Source organism: Acidobacteriota bacterium (assembly GCA_016196035.1).
GTDB lineage: Bacteria > Acidobacteriota > Blastocatellia > RBC074 > RBC074 > JACPYM01.
The window spans coordinates 150,022-166,971 of sequence record JACPYM010000002.1 but is presented as its reverse complement, the minus strand read 5'-3'; the positions used below and the strand labels follow the sequence as shown (position 1 = coordinate 166,971).

Genomic DNA, 16,950 nt, shown 5'->3' with positions numbered 1-16,950 from the left:
AGGCGCTGCGGAGACAGCAAGTCTATGGTTCATTCTCGCAAAGTGCTTCTGTTAAATGCTTCGTATGAGCCGTTGAGCGTTGTGGGCGCGCCCAAAGCGCTGACGCTGGTTTGGCGGCGGGTGGCCGAAGTCGTTGAGAAAGACCCCGGCCACATCTTGCGTTCGCCGCGTTTCGTGTTTGACGTGCCGTCGGTGATTCGGTTGATGACTTACGTCAACGTGCGCACGCGGCAGAATCGCGCGACGCAGCGCCATCGCATTCTGGCGCGTGACCGGCATCGTTGCCAGTATTGCGGCAAGAAAGGCACGCCCTTCGATTTGACGCTCGATCACATCATGCCGCGTTCGCGCGGGGGCAAGATGGTGGCTGAAAACCTGGTCACGGCTTGCCAAATCTGCAACAACCGCAAAGGCGACCGGACGCCGGAAGAAGCGCGCATGCCGATGCTGATGAACCCGGCGGCCCTGTTTTATGGCCTGGAACGCACCGCCTTGCAACAGGCCGCCGAACGTCGGCCCGAATGGCGCAAATATCTATTCCTGGAAGACGAGCGCGAAGCGTTGCGCGCGTAAGTCAGGGCAAAACTGAAAAGAAGAAAGAAAGACGCTGGCGCGGCGATGACTGCTGCGCCAGCGTCTTTTGTTGGTTGAAAGCTTGCGCGCGGCGCAGGTACAAGAGTCCGCCGTGGTCAACCTTTATCTGAAAGCAGAACACGATGAGTGAAGAATTGATTGTTGTGCGCCGTGAATTGCCGCTGGGTTGGGTGATTGTGAATCGTCCGGCACAGCGCAATGCGCTGAACGCGGCGATGTGGCAGGCGTTAGGCGAAGCCGTGCATGCATTGGCGCAGGATGATGGAGTGCGCGTCATCATTGTCACCGGCGCGGGCGAGCAGGCGTTCATCGCGGGTGCGGACATTGCCGAATTGAAAGCGCAGACCGCAAACGCCGAACTGATTGAAACGAACATCCGCGAATCATTGACCGGATTGAACGCCATCACCGCCGCGACCAGACCGGTCATTGCGATGATCAATGGCGCATGTTTTGGCGGCGGGGTTTTAGTCGCGGCGACTTGCGATTTGCGCTTTGCCAGCGCGACGGCGCAATTCGGCATCCCGGCGGGCAAATTGGGGCTGGCGTATCCATTTGAAGAAGGCGTGCTGCGCCTGGTCAATTTGATTGGCCCCGCCAATGCGGCGGATGTGCTGTTGTCGGGCCGCGCCTTTGATGCGGATGAGGCGCGGCAGATGGGATTGATCAATCGCGTCTTGCCCGCCGCAGGGTTGGAAGCCCACACGCGGGAATATGCGTTGCGGCTGGCCGAAACGGCGCCGCTTTCACTGGCTGCACACAAACTGGCAATTCAGCAGGCGCAGTTGGCAGCGGACGAGCGTGACCGCGCGGCCTGTCTGGCCGCCATCAAACGCTGTTATGAAAGCGCCGATCACCGCGAAGGCTTAGAGGCGTTTTTGGCGAAACGCCCCCCACGGTTTCAAGGGCGTTGATGGTTTTGCGGAAGTCCGGCTTGACACCTTTGCACGCCGCTTGTTATTTTGCCCGCTCTTGAAAACGACTTTTAGGCTGGTAGCTCAGGGGTAGAGCACTACATTGACACTGTAGGGGTCAGCGGTTCAAATCCGCTCCAGCCTATTCTCTGATGTGCCCGCAAGGGTGCGATTCATTTGTTCAACGTCAGCTCCCGAAGAGTTGCCGCTAATATGCAGAAGCGCTTTACGACAAATCGAACTAAGTAGCCGCGCCGGATCATCCTAGATGGACCACCCCAAACGATCCGCGTGGCAAGTTTCTGTATGGCAACCGCTGGCGTAGGACCTTACCTGAAGCAGTAATTCCCGTTTGTTCGGAAGCTTTTGGGACTGTCCGTCAGCAAATATGAGATTTGAAAGCTGAAGCTTCAGCTTTCATGCTTAGGCTTTGCCGGTTGTGCAAGGCCAAGCCCATCATTTTTGAGTGAGACAGCAGTGAGCGAAATACAAAATCAAGCAGTAGCACAAGTAGGCGCCGGTCTCTCGGCGTTTGAAGCGATCAAACAACAAGACCGCGAGGCGGCCAAAAAGGCCATCGCTGCGCGGCTGTTCCGCCAGGGCGTCAAACAGGACGAGCTGGTGGATTTGAGCTATCAACTGAAAGATGGCGAGACCGTTGAGGCACTGACGCCGGAAGCCGGTAACGAGGCGTTGGAAGTGTACCGCCATTCGACGGCGCACCTCTTGGCAGCGGCGGTGTTGGATTTGTTTCCCGGCACGAAGCTGGGCATCGGCCCGGCGTTGCTGGATGACCCGAAGGGCGGGTTTTATTACGACTTTCACCGTGAGGATGGCCGCTTCACGCCGGAAGATTTGCAGAAGATCGAGAAACGCATGCGCGACTTGATCAAGCGCAACCTGGAGTACAAGCGCATCGAAATGCCCAAAGCCGAGGCTGAACAAAAGTTCGCCGCGCTGGGCGAGCCGCTCAAGTGCGAGTTGATTGAACAGAAAGCGGGCGCGGTCGTCAGTTGCTACACCATCGAGGGCACGCCTTTTGTAGATTTCTGCTTGGGGCCGCATCTCCCTTCGACGAACAAGATCAAGGCGATCAAGCTGCTCTCGATTGCTGGCGCGCATTGGAAGGGCGACGAAGCGCGCCCGCAGATGCAGCGCATTTACGGTACCTCCTTCTTCTCGCAGGAAGAGTTGGATGAGTGGGTCAAGCAGAAGGAAGAGGCCGAAAAGCGCGATCATCGCAAGTTGGGCGTTGAGCTTGATCTGTTCAGCTTCAGCGATGCGATCGGGCCAGGCTTGGTGTTATGGCATCCAAACGCCGCGCTGATTCGCAAAGGTATCGAGCAGTTCCTTAATGATGAACTTTACCGGCGTGGCTATAGCTTTGTGAATACGCCGCATGTGACGCAGTCCGAACTCTTCCGTATTTCCGGTCACCTCGAAAATTATCAGGAAGGCCTTTATCCGGCGATGAAGGACAAAGAGAACGAGGAGATCGAATATCGGATGAAGCCGATGAACTGCCCGTTCCACATTCAGATCTTTAAGTCACGGCAGCGTTCGTACCGTGAGCTGCCGCAGCGGTATGCGGAATACGGCATGGTTTATCGCTACGAGCGTTCGGGCGTGACGCACGGCTTGATGCGGGCACGCGGTTTTACGCAAGACGATGCGCATCTCTTTTGCACGCCGGAGCAGTTGGTACACGAGGTCATTGCCTGTTTGGACTTGGTGGACTTTGTGATGAAAGCCTTCGGCTTTGAATACAAAGCCGAGTTGTCCGTGCGTCATCCAACAGATCATTCCAAGTACATGGGTGCGGATGAAGTCTGGGTGATGGCCGAAGCGGCGTTGACCGATGCACTGAATCAATATGGCTTGCCATACCAGCGGATGGAAGACGAAGCGGCGTTTTACGGGCCGAAGATTGATTTCAAGGTCGTGGATGCGATCAAGCGGACGTGGCAGCTTTCCACCATTCAGGTGGATTTCAATCTGCCGCAACGATTCGGCCTGGAATACATCGGTTCGGATAACAAAGGGCACCAGCCGATTATGGTGCACCGCGCGATTCTGGGTTCGTTCGAGCGGTTTTTCGGCATCTTGATCGAGCATTACGCAGGCGCCTTCCCGGTTTGGCTGGCACCTGTGCAGGCGGTCGTGCTGCCGATTTCGGATCGCTTCAACGAACAGGCGCAAAAGGTCGAGGCCGAGTTGAAAGCCGCCGGGCATCGCATCGCGGCGGATTTACGCAGCGAAAAAATCGGCGCCAAAATTCGCGATGCGCAGTTGAAAAAGACTCCCTTCATGCTCGTCATTGGCGAGCGCGAAGCGGAAAGCGGCACCATCGCTGTACGTGACCGCGTCAAAGGGGACACGGGCGCGGTGCCGGTGGCAGAGTTTAGTGCGAAGCTGAAAGAATTGGTCAGCGCGCGCGCTTTGCAAACTTAACGGAAATCTCAAACTTGAGATTTGAAATTCGTAGGAGGTGTTTCTATTAACACTGGTTTCAATCGTGGCGGTGGCTGGCAGCGGCGGGATCGCGGCCCCAGCGTGCGCATCAACGAACGCATTCGCGTTCGTGAAGTTCGTGTCATTGACGAAGAAGGCGAGATGATCGGAGTCATGTCGCCGCAAGAAGCGGTCAAAATTGCGCGTGAGCGTCACCTGGATTTGGTCGAGGTCGCGCCGCAAGCGCAGCCGCCCGTGTGCCGCATCATTGATTTCGGCAAGTACCAATACGAGCAGAAGAAGCGCGCGCACGAGGCCAAGCGCAAGCAGGTCGTCATCGAGGTCAAGGAGATCAAGTTCCGTCCCGCGACCGACGATCACGACTACAACTTCAAGATGAAGCATGCCAAAGAGATTTTGCAGGAAGGGAACAAGGTCAAGGCGACCGTCCGCTTCCGGGGCCGCGAAATCACGCACAAGGAACTGGGTATGCAGTTGCTGCAACGCCTGGAACAGGACTTAAAAGAAAGCGGCATCATTGAAGTCCGCCCGCGTGTCGAAGGCATGCAGATGACCGCGATCTTCGCCGCCAAAAAGCAGGACAAACCGCACAACGAGAAACCGAAAGAGAAACGCCCCGAACGGCAACCAGAGAAACAAGCAGACAACCGTCCGGCAGGCGAGCCGAAACACGGCAATCAATAGCCTGCCAATTTATTCATTAACGGAGGATTTATGCCTAAGCTCAAAACTCATAAAGGCGCGGCCAAGCGGTTTCGTACCACCGCGACCGGCAAAATCAAGCGTGGACATTCGCACGCGCGCCACATCCTGACCAAGAAGACCGCTAAGCGGAAACGCATGCTCGACATTGACGTGCTGGTTTCGGATGGCGATAAAAAGCGTGTCGAACGCATGCTGCCTTATGGGCGCAGCTAAGTTGTGTAGGCGGTGCCGCCAGCGACCAAAAGCGTGCGGAACCTTGAGATTGTGTTTTTTTACCGGAGGGGATTATGCCTCGCGCAAAACGCGGAAATAAGCGCCTAGAGAAGCGCAAAAAACTAGAGAAACTGTCGAGTGGGTATCGTGGGACCAAGAGCAAACTGTATCGTTCGATGCGCGAATCAGTGCAACGCGCGCTCAAGTTCGCCTATGTCGGACGCAAGATCAAGAAGCGCGACTATCGCTCGCTCTGGATCATTCGCATCGGCGCGGCGGCGCGCTTGAATGGGTTGAACTACAGCCAATTCATGCACGGGCTGAAACTGGCTGAGATCGAATTGGATCGCAAGATTCTGGCCGACCTAGCCGTCAACCAACCGGCAGCGTTTGCCGATCTGGCGGCGCAAGCGAAACAGGCCTTGACCAAGGGTGACGGACAGCCCGTGAAAGTTGCCCGCACGGCAGCCACTGCCGCGCCCGCACCCAGCGCGCCTGCGGCAAAGGCGGCACCCGCGCCGCAACCGGAAGCAGCACCGGTGGAAGCTGTGCCAGTGGCTGAAGCAGCAGCAGCGCCTGTTGAAGCAGCGGCAGTGGAAGTGGCTGAAGCAGCGGCGGCGCCTGAGGCTGAAGTCGCGGCAGGTGCGGAAGAAGGTGTGGATACAGGACGGCTGTCCGATCTGCAACGCATCGCTGACCTGACTGCCGACGACGATCAGAAGCTGAACGCCAGCGGCATCTGGCAGTGCACTGAATTGCTCGAAAAAGGCGCGAGCAAGAGTGGGCGCGCCGCCCTCGCCGCCAAAGCTGGTGTCGAAGAAAAGAGCGTCTTGCGCTGGGTCAATCAGGCCGACCTGTTTTGCCGCGTCAACGGCATCACGGAACAACTGGCGAATCTGCTCGAAGCCGCCGGCGTGGACACAGTCGTCGAATTGGCGGCGCGCGTGCCCGCCAATCTGCACGCCAAGCTAACCGAGACCAACGCCGCGCAGAACCTGGTCGAAGCTGTCCCGGCCGTCGAGGAAGTCGAAAATTGGGTCGCGCAGGCCAAGGAATTGCCGCGCGTGATTAGCCACTAAGCGGCACGCCGCCGAGTTGAATTCGTGATACCCAGGGCTTCGCGCGGCGCGCTGACCGCAGCCCTGGGTATTTGTTTAGTACGTGTCAGAAGCCCGACCCTGAAGGAGGTTGTAATCTCCCATTTCAAATTGCGAATTTGAAATTTGCCGCCTCCCTCACGGTCAGGCGACGGGCACGCATTCACTGCAAAAACCTATGTCAGATCGTCTCGCACAACTCCGCGCCGAATTCCAACAAGAGTTGCAGGCCGTAACCGCTGAAGCGAGCGCCGCCGCCTTGCGCGACCGTTGGGTCGGGCGCAAAGCGGGCCGCATCACCGCCGAAATGAAAACGCTCGGCAAGCTTGCGCCCGAAGAGCGCAAGACTTTCGGCGCGCAACTCAACGAATTGAAAGATGCGGTCGAGGCCGACATCGAAAAACTGCTCGCCCAGTTCGCCGCCCAGCGCGAAGCCGAACAGTTGATCAAAGAGCGCATTGACGTGACCTTGCCGGGCCGCCGCATTGCCGCCGGGCATCTGCATCCGATTACGCTCTTGCGCCAGCGTATCGAAGACATCTTTGTCTCGATGGGCTACGAGATCGAAGACGGGCCGGAGATTGAGACCGCGTTTTATAACTTCGAGGCGCTCAACATCCCGGCCAATCATCCGGCGCGCAGCCCGCAAGACACCTTCTATCTGGCGGGCGAACACGGCGAACGGCTCTCGCTGCGGTCGCAGACTTCGACGATGCAGATTCACGCCATGCAAAAGCGCCAAGCGAAAGGCCCGCCCCTGCGCATCGCCGCGCCCGGCCGCGTGTTCCGTCGCGATACGCCCGACGCTACGCACAACCCGATGTTCTATCAGGTCGAAGGGCTGCTCGTGGATCGCGGCATCACGCTCGGCGATTTGAAAGGCACGGTCGAAGAGTTCGTGCGCCGCCTGTTCGGGCCGGACACCAAAACGCGCTTCCGCCCGTCGTACTTTCCCTTTGTCGAACCGGGCGCAGAGATTGATTACACCTGCTTCAAATGCCACGGCAGTGGCTGCCGCGTCTGCAAACAATCCGGTTGGATCGAGATGGGCGGGTCAGGGATGGTGCATCCGAATGTGCTGCGCGGCGTCGGCATTGATCCGCAGGAGTTCTCCGGTTTCGCCTTCGGGTTGGGGCTGGATCGGTTGTGCGCGCTGATGTACGGGCTGGATGACATTCGGTTGTTGTATGAGAATGATGTGCGGTTTTTGGAGCAGTTTAGTTGAAGCCGTAGCTGAAAGGAGCGAATGCAATGGCCGCCAGAGCCAAAGTCAGTCAAACCGTCAAAGCGCAACTCAAACAAATCTGCGCGCTGATTGCGCGGGAATTTCAGCCGGAGCGGATCATCCTGTTCGGTTCACAGGCGTATGGCAAACCGACGCCGGGTTCCGACCTGGACTTGCTGGTCGTGATGCATTTTACCGGCGACCCGCTGGAACAGGCTGTGACCATCTTGCGCAAGCTGAATTTGATGCTGCCGATTGATCTATTGGTCAAAACCCCTGAACAGGTTCAGCAGCGATTGACCCTGGGCGATCGGTTTATGCGCGAAATCATTGAGCGGGGAAAGGTCTTGTATGAAGCCCCTATCGCTTGAATGGATCGAGCGCGCCGAAGACGATTGGGATGCGGCGCAACGGTTGCAGCGCGCCCGCACACGTCCAAATTATGGCCTCGTCTGTTTTCACGCGCAGCAATGCGCCGAGAAGTATCTCAAAGCACGGCTTGAAGAAGCAGGCTTGCCGATTCAGAAAACTCATAACCTGATTTTGTTGCTGACCCAGGTGCAGTCAGTCGAACCAAGCTGGAGTGGCTTGCAGCCCGAATTGACAGGCCTGAATGCTTATTCGGTCGCAACTCGCTATCCGGGACAGACCGCTAGCAAACTCAACGCTCAACACGCGCTGAAAGATTGCAAGGCCGTTCGCAAGACAATTCGGCAGTCCTTCGGTTTGCCGGTTTAGAGGTGATCCATGCACAACTTGCTGGAAGAATTCCGCCAAACAATTACGGACAGTCACTACCGCCTCGTTCAGATCAGCGAAGACGACAGCGCTGTCAAACCTGCGTCTGACAAATGGTCGCCGAAAGAGATCATCGGTCATCTGATTGATTCGGCCTCGAACAACCATCAGCGCTTCGTGCGCGGGCAGTTTTACGACGACCTGGAGTTGCCGGGCTACGAGCAGGAACGCTGGGTGGTTGTGCAAGGTTACCAGCAGACGGCCTGGGCGGAGTTGTTGCTGTTCTGGAAGTGCTACAACGAGCACTTAGCGCGGGTCACGGCATTGATGCCCGCTGAGAACTTGGCGCGGACGGTGCGAATTGGCGGGGGCGAACCAGTAACGTTGGGTTTTCTGGTCGAAGATTACGTGCGGCACTTGCAGATGCATTTGCGGCAGATTTTGGGCTGAACGACGCACCAAATACAGATGAGGTCTGGCGCAGTGTCACTTGATTATCCGCAATATGCACAGATCAGAGCGCGGAGCCGTCAGCTTGGCTGGCTTTGGCAACTTGGGGATAAGGGCTATTACATCGGCTTGCTGGGTGCCGTGCTTACCCCCGTGCTGCTGAGTGCCTGGAAGGCGGCGCATAAAGCCGAGGCGCTGCTCGAATTCGCGTTGTTGTTCAGTGGGTTCGTCCTGATCTTACTTTTGTCGTCAGTCCTCAAGGGCTACGTTCACAAGCAAGCCAAGCAAGCTTGGCCTGAAATTTACACAAATGAAAATTAGCTACAACTGGCTCAAAGAATTCGTGGACATCGCTATCCCGCCACGCCAATTGGCTGAGCGGTTGACGATGGTGGGGTTGGCGGTGGATGCCGTTGAAGAACACGGCGGCGATGCAGTGCTGGAAATTGACCTGACATCGAACCGACCCGATTGTCTGTCGCATTTGGGTGTGGCGCGCGAGGTCGCGGCGATTTTGGATGCACCGTTAAAGAAAGACGTGGCGACGGGGGGGCGGGGGGATGAATCGCTTAACACGGCTGCCTTGACCTCAGTGAAAATCACCGCGCCGGAGTTGTGCCCGCGTTATACGGCCCGCTTGATCAAGGGTGTGAAGATTGGCCCTTCGCCGGATTGGCTGGTCAAGCGGTTGGAAGTAATGGGGCAGCGCAGCGTGAATAACGTGGCCGACATCACCAATTACGTGATGCTGGAGTTGGGGCAGCCGCTGCATGCCTTTGATTTCGATATGCTGCGCGGCCAACGCCTCATCGTGCGCCGGGCGAGCGAGGGCGAAAAGATCGTCACGCTCGATAAAGAAGAGCGCACGCTGACCAGTGCGATGCTGGTGATTGCCGATGCCGAGCGTCCGGTGGCGTTGGGCGGCATCAAGGGCGGCGAGGATTCAGGCATTACCGACAAAACTGTGGATGTGTTGCTCGAAGCCGCCTACTTCACCCCCGCGCAGATTCGCGCGACATCCAAAGCGCTGGGTTTGGCGACCGAGGCGTCTTATCGCTTTGAGCGCGGCACTGATCCTGAAATTGCGGCGATAGCGTCCGACCGCGCGGCAGCGTTGATTGCAGAGCTTGCGGGCGGGGTGATTTCGGATGAATTGCTGGACATTTATCCGGGCAGGCAAGAGGGCAGAGACGCGATTCACGCTGCGCGACAGCCGATTCCGTTCCGGCGCGCGCGCTATCAGGCGTTGACCGGGTTGGATGTCGAATTGAACACGGCGGCGCGCATTTTGGGCGCGTTGGGCATGCCTGCGGAAGTTGATGAAGCCGCGCAAGCGCTGACGACAGTTGCGCCGCCGTGGCGCATTGACATCAAGATCGAAGAAGACCTGATCGAAGAGGTCGCGCGCATCGAGGGTTACGATAAATTGCAAACGACCTTACCGGGCAGCGCGGGTGCGGGTTCGCTCTTGCCGGGCGAACGCGAACGGCGCGGCGTGCGGCAGGCGTTGACGGCGGCGGGCTATCACGAGGCGGTGAGTTTCAGTTTTGTGAATGCGGCGAATGACGCGCTGTTCAGCGAGATCAGCGAAACTGGGCGCGTGGGCTTGAGCAATCCGATTGATGTCGAGTTAGCGCAGATGCGCACGAATTTACTGGGCGGTTTGCTGGAAGCATTGGCCCGCAATTTCAATCAAGGCACGCGCAACGTGCGGCTGTTTGAGTTTGGCAAATGCTTTGCCCATGCAGATGCTGAACGGCCTATCGAAGCAGAGAAACTGGCCCTGGTGGCGACGGGTGTGCGCAATGCCGATGATTGGCAGGCGTCCGCTTTGCCAACCGGAGGGCGGTTGGATTTTTACGACGTGAAAGGCGTGCTCGAAACATTGGCCGAGGTGCTGTCAATTCAGAGTCTGGAATTCGCGTCGGTAGAGAGCGCGGCCAAATCGCCCGGATATTTGCATACCGGGCGCGCTGCCCTAATAATGCACGCCGGTCACACGCTCGGGCGCGTGGGCCAGCTTCATCCGCGCATTGCAACGAGGTACAAATTCAAACAACCGGTCTTCGTGGCGGAACTGGATTTCGGCGCGTTCCTCGCCAGCGAACGCACCGAAGCGCGCTATCGTCCCTTGCCGAAGTTCCCGCAGGCCCAACGCGACGTGGCGTTGTTGATAGATACCACGGTGAATTTTGCCGCGCTGCAAGCGGCGATTCACGCGTTGCAAATTCCTGAATTGACCGGCGTGCGCCTGTTTGATTTGTATGCGGGCAAGGAATTGCCGGCGGGCAAACATTCGCTGGCGCTCTCGCTGAGTTACCGCGCGGCCAACCGCACCTTGACGGACGAAGAAGTGAATGCCGCGCACGAACGCGTGGTGCAGGTGTTGCGCGAGACGTTTGGCGCAGAAATCAGATGAGGGCAGTGTGTGGATTTTGAGTTATGCCGCCGGGATTTGAAATTGGAGATTCAACAATCCGCAATCCGCAATCAATCGGGAGCTTCACAAAGATGACCACCGCTGGAATGGAGAAGTTTTCGCATTTGGAAGACAAAATCTATCGCACGGTCGAATTGTGCTGCCGGTTGCGCATGGAGAAAGAGCAACTCGAACGCGACAACGTTTTGATGCGCGCCGAGATGGCGAAATTGATTGGCGAGAAAGAACGCGCGGAAGGACAGTTGCAGAAGCTCTTAGCCGAGCGCGATTCGCTGCGGTTGAAAGTCGAAGCGATGCTCGATGCCGTGGCGGTGCTGGAAATGGAAAACGAGATGAAGCGGTGAGTAAGTCTGGGGAAGTCCAGCGAAGTCCTGAAAAGTCGCTCCCCTTGCGTCGAAAGAATGATTGTTGTCACTCAAGACTTCTCAGGACTTCTCAGGACTTTCTTGAAAGGATGCAGATGGCGAGTAATGAATTGAATCCGCGTCACCCGGTCAAGGTTGAAATCTTCGGCCAAAGCTATCTGATTCGCCCTGAAGATGGCGAAGTGCACCGCACGCAGGCGCTGGCCGCCAAGGTGGATCAGCACATGCGCGACATCGCGCGTAGCGCGGCGACGGCTGATTCCTTGAAAATTGCCATCCTGGCTGCACTGCATATCGCGGATGAGTTGGACAAGGCGAATGAGCGTTACGAAGCCTTGAACCGCCGCATTGCCGAGCGCAGCGCCGAATGCGCCGATGTGCTCGACCAGGCGTTGAAAAATCAGCGCTGAGTGTTTCTGCCCGTAGCAGCACGCAAGCAATCCTGGCATAGTTTCATAAATACCCGCTGGCCTGATCTCCTGCCAGACTGTCAACAGGGACTGAGCGCCCAATTATTGCCAACTATTGGAGGAAATGTGAGAAGAGTTAGTCTATTCGGTTTGTCAGTATTGCTGGCTTGTCTGACGTTGCAACCGCTGTCCCACGCGCAGCGCAAAGACAACAAAGCAGCGGCGTCTGTTAAAACGACGGGTGCGCCTGCCGGTATCGAAACGATCACCGCCCAGCAGATGCGCGAAATCCTGACCTTCATCGCCGCTGATGAATTGGAAGGCCGCGACACGCCGTCGCGCGGTTTGAACGTCGCGGCGAAGTTCCTGGCGTTCAATCTGTCGCGCTGGGGTTTCAAACCCGCCGGCGACAACGGCACGTTCTTTCAAGGCTTCACCTTGCAGCGCGGCCAGTTGGATGGCAGCCAAACCAAAGTTGAATTGGGCGGGCAGAGCTTCAAACTCGGCGAAGACTTCATCCCGCGCGCGGTGCAGGGCACGGCCAAAGGCCAATTGGTGTATGTAAGCCACGGCTATTTGGTCAAAGCCAAAAACGTCAACCCCTACGCCGGGCTGGACGTGAAAGACAAAATCGTGGTCGTTGCCGAAGGCTATCCCAAAGGCGTGCAGCCCGGCGATCTGAAAGGCAAGCTGGGCGAGGATTACGACACCGCCGCCAACTATGCCCGCACGCACGGGGCGAAAGGGCTGGTGCTGGTGCCCAATCCGACGGTGCTGGGCCGCTGGGAAATGTTGGCTCGTTCAGCCCAAGGCGGCGGACGCGCCACGCTCGGCAGCGCGCAAGATCCGAACGGGCTGCCCACGGTGACGGCTTCGGCAAAGTTATTGACAGCTATCTTTCAAGGCGAAGCCACGGATGGCGCAGCCATCTTGAAACAGGCGGCGACCAATGAATACTCCCCTGGCTTTGCGCTCAACAGCGACAAGCAACTCAGCTTGAGCGTGCTGGGCAAGCTGGACGCCCTGCCGACCCAGAACGTCGTGGCCATTTGGGAAGGCAGCGATCCGATCCTGAAAAATGAATACATCGCCGTCGGCGCGCATTACGACCACGTCGGCGTGCGGCCCAAATCCGATGAAGGCAAGACCGATGGCTGGTCACGCTACAAACTGTTTTTGGAATCAGCCGGTGTGCTCGGCAACGATGACCGCTTGTCGAATGGCGCTGACGATGACGGTTCGGGCACCACGGCAGTGCTGGCCATTGCCGAAGCCCTGGCCAAGGCTCCGCGTCCGAAACGTTCAGTCCTGCTAGTTTGGCACGCGGGCGAAGAAAAAGGACTCTGGGGTTCGGAATACGTCACCAACAATCCGCCGGTGCCCCTCAATCAAATCGCCACGCAACTCAACATAGATATGATTGGCCGCAGTGCTAAAGAGGTTGATAGCAAAAAGCGTGATCGTGTCACGCTGGAAGATGAAATCTACGTCATCGGTTCCAAGATGATGAGCAGCGAATTAGGCGCGCTCAGTGAAGCCGTCAACGACTCTTACCTCAAGCTCAAATTCAATTATATGTATGACGAGCCGAATGATCCGCAGCGGCTGTTTTATCGCAGCGACCATTTCAATTACGCCCGCAAAGGCATCCCGATCATCTTTTATTTTGATGGCATCAACGAGGATTACCATAAGGTGAGCGATCAAGTTGAGAAGATTGATTTCGGTAAGATGGAAAAAGTCACGCGCACCGTTTATGCCACGCTGTGGGAACTGGCGAATCGGGGCGCGCGTGTGAAAGTGGACAAACCGTTGCCCGCGCAGTATTCGGGAAATTAAGCGACGTCTTTGTGCGCGGCGCAATTGATTTATTCCACGTGCATTGACGGCTCTGGCCAGATGGCCGGATAATCCCGGCCAGATTGCCGGTACACAATCCATTTTGGGAGGTGCGTTTCAGGATGGAGACTGCCAGAGTCGTCAAAATGTTGGGTGGTGAAAAAGCGCTCGGCGCCAAAGTCGCTTCGGCGTCCGATATGATTCCGGTGGTGCGCCGCGGGCTGGATTACAGCGCGTTGGAATCCATCATCGGCGCCATCGGTATTTCACGTGAGGCTGTGCTGGTCGCGCTCGGCCTGCCGACGCGCACGATTGCGCGGCGCAAAGGCGAGCAACGCCTGTCTGCCGCCGAATCGGATCGCGTGTATCGCTTGGCCCGCGTCGTCGCGTTGGCTGAAGCTGTCTTGGGTGAGGTCGAAAGGGCGCGCGCCTGGCTGTTGCGGCCCAACCGCGCCTTGGCGCATGTGACGCCGCTGTCATTGCTCGATACCGACGAAGGCACGCGCCAGGTCGAAGCCGTGCTGGGTCGCATCGCGCACGGAGTTTGGAGTTGAGAAGGGTTTGGCGCTTGTGCAATCGGAAGTACGCGGCACAAGCCTTCACGGGTCTCGGCGCAAAGCTATATGGCGGTCGCTGGAATGAAGAAGGCGCGGCGATGGTGTATACGGCAGACAGTCTGGCGCTGGCGGCGCTGGAAACGTTTGTGCATCTCGATCCCGAATTACTGCCCGCCGATTACGTCGCCAGCGCCGCCGATTTGCCCGGCCAATTGCGCCTAACGCGCATTTTGCTCGCTGACTTGCCAGTGGATTGGCGGCGTTACCCCGCGCCGGATGTCTTGCGTCGCATCGGTTCCGATTGGTTGCGCGCAGGCAAAACCGCCGTGCTGGCGGTGCCTTCCGTTGTTGTTCCGCAAGAAGAAAATTATCTGCTCAACCCCGAACACAAAGATTTCATCCGGATCGTGCGGCACGTCGCGGTGCCTTTTCAATTCGACCCACGGTTGTGGAAATAGGGTTGGCGGTTGGCAGTTACCTGACTTAGAGCGGTTTGCAATTGCGTTTACGGGAGCGCGTTGTGCCGGGACGGTACCGCGCGCGTGAGCAAGCGGAGGGTGGGCGGCTCAACCAATGGCGAAAGCTTGACGCGCCGCTTGCTCACGCGCGCGGTACTGTCCCGCTGTGCGACTTTTCCCCTACACCGATGTGAAAACCGATCTAAATCGCCGCTGCCACCCGACAACTACCAACTGCCCATGCTCGTTTCCGTCATCATCCCTTGTTACAACCAGGCGCATTTCGTCGGCGACGCGATTGCGAGCGTGCTGGCCCAGACTTGGCCGCACCGCGAAATCATCGTGGTGGATGATGGTTCGCGCGCCGACCCCGCCTCGGTTGTCGCGCGTTATCCCGGCGTCAAACTCATTCAGCAATCCAATCGGGGCGTCTCAGCCGCCCGCAATCACGGCATGCGCACAAGCCAAGGCGAATTTCTGATGTTTCTGGATGCGGATGACCGGTTAACCCCGAACGCACTCGAAGCGCATTTGCAGCAGCTTCAAACACGGCCCGCTTGCGTCATCGCCACTGGACATTACCGCGAAATTGCGGGCGATGGGAAAGTGCTGGGTATACCGCAGCAGCGTTGTGTGACCAGCGATCATTATGCGACCTTGTTGGGCGGCGGCGCTTGCGTCTGGTTGCCTGCCGCCGTGCTGTATCGTCGCGCCGAACTGGAAGCTGTGGGCGGCTGGAATGAAGCGCGCAGTGGCTGTGCGGATTGGGAACTGTATTTGCGCCTCGCCCAGCGTTATCCGATCTGTTGTCACGCCGAAGTCGTCGCCGAATACCGCCAGCATCTGCCCAGCATGTCGCGCAATTCGGCGGCGATGTTGCGCGATGCGTTAGCGGTGTTTGCCGCGCAAGCAGACTTCGTGCGCGCCCATCCTGAGCTCACGACGGCGTATCGGGCAGGTTTACACCGGGCGCGGAGCTATTACGGCGAGCGATTGACGACAGACATCCGGCTGAATTTACGCGCGGGGCAGTGGCGGCAGGTTGTGGGGGGCGTATTGACCCTGGCGCGTTACTATCCGCAAGCCATTCCCACCCACGCGGCAACCAAACTGAAAAATTTAGTGCGGGGAGTGCCGCCGGAAGAATTCAATCAGAAAGAAGAAGAGCACAAGAGCGCCTAAATCGGAACACGCAACATTGGTACGGAACCGGGAGCGCTGTCTCAATGTTGTGTGGTTCGATTTAGACCATCACCCGCAACGCCGACGGCAACACTTCCAGCGAATCCATCTGCAACGTCAGCACCTCGCCATCCACCATCACATCAATTGGCTGGTCGAAATTCAACTCGATGCGTTTGGCGCGGCCCTGCCAAATCAGCGGATGACGGATGTGCGAGCCGTCGTAGCATTTTTTGAAATTGAAGATGAAATCGAAGCGATCAGCCGACCAGCGCACGATTTCGATTTTGCCGTCGGCGATGTCGGCATTCGGCGCGAGCATCATATGGCCGCCCGTATATTTGCTGTTGCAGAAAATCAGCAGCGCCGTGGCGGGCGGATTGGGTTGTTCCGTCCCATCCAGTTTCAGCCGGTAGATTTGTTTGTTGAATCGCGCCAGGCAAAGCACGACGGCCAAGCCATAACTCGCCGCGCCCAGCCATTTGAAACGGCGATTCGCCAGCACGCAGACTTCAGAGACAAAGCCTAAGCTGAGAATATTGATGTAATGTACCGCGCCGTCACGATGGTTGATGCGAATGACATCGCACGGGCGTGTGCGGCCCGCAATAATGGCTTGGGCGGAGTACTCGACGCCCTCGTTAGTGAAATCCTTGAGAAACGAATTGCCGGTGCCGAGCGGCAAAAAACCGAGCGTGGGAATCTCGCCTTCGTCGTGGGCCTGTGGAAACAACCCATTCACGATCTCGAACGAAGTGCCGTCGCCGCCGACAGCGAGAAAGCGGCGATAGCCGGCGGCGTAGGCTTCTTTCGTAAGTGCGGCGCCGTGCCCGGCGTGTTTGGTTTCAGCGACCTCGAAGCGAACGCCCGCCCGGTGCAGACGGTCGAGCGCGGGGCCGAGCAGCGTGGCGCATTTGCCGAAGCCGGCGGCGGGATTGACGATGGCGAGCGTTGCTTTGTTCATCAGTGTTGCGTTGGTTGGTGAAGTGCGGGGGATTCTGGCACAGGGGGGCAGGGTTCTCAATGCGCGCGTTGGGTTGGCGTGCGTTCGGAAAGTCACACGGTTGCGCAGGCCACTGGAAATTTAGATGCGCAGGGCCGAAATGATTTTGTGTCTCAACCCATATGTAGTTGAAAGCAGCCGCAGGGCGCCGAGGTGATACGAACGCGGCGCTACAGACTAAGAGCGTGTTCGAAACCCCTGTCCGAATGCATGCGCTTTAGAGTCATCCGACAAGCTGGCAGCTTGTCGGATAGCGGTTGGTTTGCCAGCAACTGACACTTCGATTGC

At 57.7% G+C, this 16,950-nt stretch carries 19 protein-coding genes and 1 tRNA gene; 19 read left to right on the top strand and 1 reads right to left on the bottom strand.

Features of this window, described 5'->3' with window-relative positions; translation table 11 throughout:
* Nucleotides 1-24 precede the first annotated feature (24 nt).
* The 19 genes from HY011_00780 (at nt 25) to HY011_00690 (ending at nt 15,659) form a co-directional block, all read left to right on the top strand.
* Nucleotides 25-573, top strand: coding sequence for an HNH endonuclease (locus tag HY011_00780; protein ID MBI3421461.1), 549 nt, complete (start codon nt 25-27; stop codon nt 571-573).
* A gap of 143 nt (nt 574-716) precedes the next feature.
* Nucleotides 717-1,508, top strand: a complete 792-nt coding sequence (locus HY011_00775) for an enoyl-CoA hydratase/isomerase family protein (protein MBI3421460.1) — start codon at nt 717-719, stop codon at nt 1,506-1,508.
* A 73-nt stretch (nt 1,509-1,581) separates the two neighbouring features.
* Nucleotides 1,582-1,653, top strand: a tRNA-Val gene (locus HY011_00770).
* Nucleotides 1,654-1,994: 341 nt separating this feature from the next.
* Nucleotides 1,995-3,959, top strand: a complete 1,965-nt coding sequence (thrS, locus tag HY011_00765) for a threonine--tRNA ligase (GenBank protein MBI3421459.1) — start codon at nt 1,995-1,997, stop codon at nt 3,957-3,959.
* Nucleotides 3,960-4,061: 102 nt separating this feature from the next.
* Nucleotides 4,062-4,664, top strand: coding sequence for a translation initiation factor IF-3 (gene infC, locus HY011_00760; protein ID MBI3421458.1), 603 nt, complete (start codon nt 4,062-4,064; stop codon nt 4,662-4,664).
* Nucleotides 4,665-4,694: 30 nt separating this feature from the next.
* Nucleotides 4,695-4,898, top strand: coding sequence for a 50S ribosomal protein L35 (gene rpmI, locus HY011_00755; GenBank protein ID MBI3421457.1), 204 nt, complete (start codon nt 4,695-4,697; stop codon nt 4,896-4,898).
* A gap of 311 nt (nt 4,899-5,209) precedes the next feature.
* Nucleotides 5,210-5,977: a DUF4332 domain-containing protein gene (locus HY011_00750; protein MBI3421456.1), complete on the top strand. Its 768-nt coding sequence runs from the start codon at nt 5,210-5,212 to the stop codon at nt 5,975-5,977.
* Nucleotides 5,978-6,173: 196 nt separating this feature from the next.
* Nucleotides 6,174-7,220, top strand: a complete 1,047-nt coding sequence (gene pheS / locus HY011_00745) for a phenylalanine--tRNA ligase subunit alpha (GenBank protein MBI3421455.1) — start codon at nt 6,174-6,176, stop codon at nt 7,218-7,220.
* 26 nt (nt 7,221-7,246) lie between these two features.
* Nucleotides 7,247-7,591, top strand: coding sequence for a nucleotidyltransferase domain-containing protein (locus HY011_00740; protein ID MBI3421454.1), 345 nt, complete (start codon nt 7,247-7,249; stop codon nt 7,589-7,591).
* Entirely contained in the window at nt 7,572-7,958 is a 387-nt protein-coding gene (locus HY011_00735) for a HEPN domain-containing protein (GenBank protein MBI3421453.1), read from the top strand. Before HY011_00740 ends, HY011_00735 begins: the two co-directional genes overlap by 20 nt.
* A 9-nt stretch (nt 7,959-7,967) precedes the next feature.
* On the top strand, nt 7,968-8,408 hold the full coding sequence (locus HY011_00730) for a DinB family protein (GenBank protein ID MBI3421452.1): 441 nt from the start codon (nt 7,968-7,970) through the stop codon (nt 8,406-8,408).
* Between the two features lie 33 nt (nt 8,409-8,441).
* Nucleotides 8,442-8,729 carry a hypothetical protein gene (locus HY011_00725; protein MBI3421451.1) on the top strand — a complete coding sequence of 96 codons (288 nt, stop codon included), beginning with the start codon at nt 8,442-8,444 and terminating at the stop codon, nt 8,727-8,729.
* A complete protein-coding gene (locus HY011_00720) occupies nt 8,719-10,827 on the top strand; it encodes a phenylalanine--tRNA ligase subunit beta (protein ID MBI3421450.1) in 2,109 nt (702 codons plus the stop codon). Before HY011_00725 ends, HY011_00720 begins: the two co-directional genes overlap by 11 nt.
* Nucleotides 10,828-10,919: 92 nt before the next feature.
* Complete coding sequence (locus tag HY011_00715) at nt 10,920-11,192, top strand: hypothetical protein (GenBank protein ID MBI3421449.1); 273 nt, start codon at nt 10,920-10,922, stop codon at nt 11,190-11,192.
* Nucleotides 11,193-11,308: 116 nt separating this feature from the next.
* Nucleotides 11,309-11,623, top strand: coding sequence for a cell division protein ZapA (locus HY011_00710; protein MBI3421448.1), 315 nt, complete (start codon nt 11,309-11,311; stop codon nt 11,621-11,623).
* A 126-nt stretch (nt 11,624-11,749) separates the two neighbouring features.
* Entirely contained in the window at nt 11,750-13,462 is a 1,713-nt protein-coding gene (locus HY011_00705; protein ID MBI3421447.1) for a M28 family peptidase, read from the top strand.
* A 122-nt stretch (nt 13,463-13,584) separates the two neighbouring features.
* Entirely contained in the window at nt 13,585-14,016 is a 432-nt protein-coding gene (locus tag HY011_00700; protein MBI3421446.1) for a DUF2384 domain-containing protein, read from the top strand.
* Entirely contained in the window at nt 14,013-14,477 is a 465-nt protein-coding gene (locus HY011_00695; protein MBI3421445.1) for an RES family NAD+ phosphorylase, read from the top strand. The genes HY011_00700 and HY011_00695 overlap by 4 nt, the downstream gene beginning before the upstream one ends.
* A gap of 240 nt (nt 14,478-14,717) precedes the next feature.
* Complete coding sequence (locus HY011_00690) at nt 14,718-15,659, top strand: glycosyltransferase (protein MBI3421444.1); 942 nt, start codon at nt 14,718-14,720, stop codon at nt 15,657-15,659.
* A 61-nt stretch (nt 15,660-15,720) separates the two neighbouring features.
* On the opposite strand, the gene HY011_00685 is transcribed toward HY011_00690, so the two are convergent.
* Nucleotides 15,721-16,623: a diacylglycerol kinase family lipid kinase gene (locus HY011_00685; protein MBI3421443.1), complete on the bottom strand. Its 903-nt coding sequence runs from the start codon at nt 16,621-16,623 to the stop codon at nt 15,721-15,723.
* Between the last annotated feature and the right edge of the window lie 327 nt (nt 16,624-16,950).

What these genes read in the sequence shown, in the direction of transcription:
- HY011_00735 (MBI3421453.1), top strand. Translation starts at nt 7,572, where the DNA reads ATGAAGCCCCTATCGCTTGAATGGATCGAGCGCGCCGAAGACGATTGG.
- HY011_00775 (MBI3421460.1), top strand. Translation starts at nt 717, where the DNA reads ATGAGTGAAGAATTGATTGTTGTGCGCCGTGAATTGCCGCTGGGTTGG.
- HY011_00730 (MBI3421452.1), top strand. Translation starts at nt 7,968, where the DNA reads ATGCACAACTTGCTGGAAGAATTCCGCCAAACAATTACGGACAGTCAC.
- HY011_00740 (MBI3421454.1), top strand. Translation starts at nt 7,247, where the DNA reads ATGGCCGCCAGAGCCAAAGTCAGTCAAACCGTCAAAGCGCAACTCAAA.
- HY011_00690 (MBI3421444.1), top strand. Translation starts at nt 14,718, where the DNA reads ATGCTCGTTTCCGTCATCATCCCTTGTTACAACCAGGCGCATTTCGTC.
- HY011_00720 (MBI3421450.1), top strand. Translation starts at nt 8,719, where the DNA reads ATGAAAATTAGCTACAACTGGCTCAAAGAATTCGTGGACATCGCTATC.
- HY011_00710 (MBI3421448.1), top strand. Translation starts at nt 11,309, where the DNA reads ATGGCGAGTAATGAATTGAATCCGCGTCACCCGGTCAAGGTTGAAATC.
- HY011_00715 (MBI3421449.1), top strand. Translation starts at nt 10,920, where the DNA reads ATGACCACCGCTGGAATGGAGAAGTTTTCGCATTTGGAAGACAAAATC.
- rpmI (MBI3421457.1), top strand. Translation starts at nt 4,695, where the DNA reads ATGCCTAAGCTCAAAACTCATAAAGGCGCGGCCAAGCGGTTTCGTACC.
- HY011_00700 (MBI3421446.1), top strand. Translation starts at nt 13,585, where the DNA reads ATGGAGACTGCCAGAGTCGTCAAAATGTTGGGTGGTGAAAAAGCGCTC.
- HY011_00750 (MBI3421456.1), top strand. Translation starts at nt 5,210, where the DNA reads ATGCACGGGCTGAAACTGGCTGAGATCGAATTGGATCGCAAGATTCTG.
- HY011_00685 (MBI3421443.1), bottom strand. Translation starts at nt 16,623, where the DNA reads ATGAACAAAGCAACGCTCGCCATCGTCAATCCCGCCGCCGGCTTCGGC.
- pheS (MBI3421455.1), top strand. Translation starts at nt 6,174, where the DNA reads ATGTCAGATCGTCTCGCACAACTCCGCGCCGAATTCCAACAAGAGTTG.
- HY011_00780 (MBI3421461.1), top strand. Translation starts at nt 25, where the DNA reads ATGGTTCATTCTCGCAAAGTGCTTCTGTTAAATGCTTCGTATGAGCCG.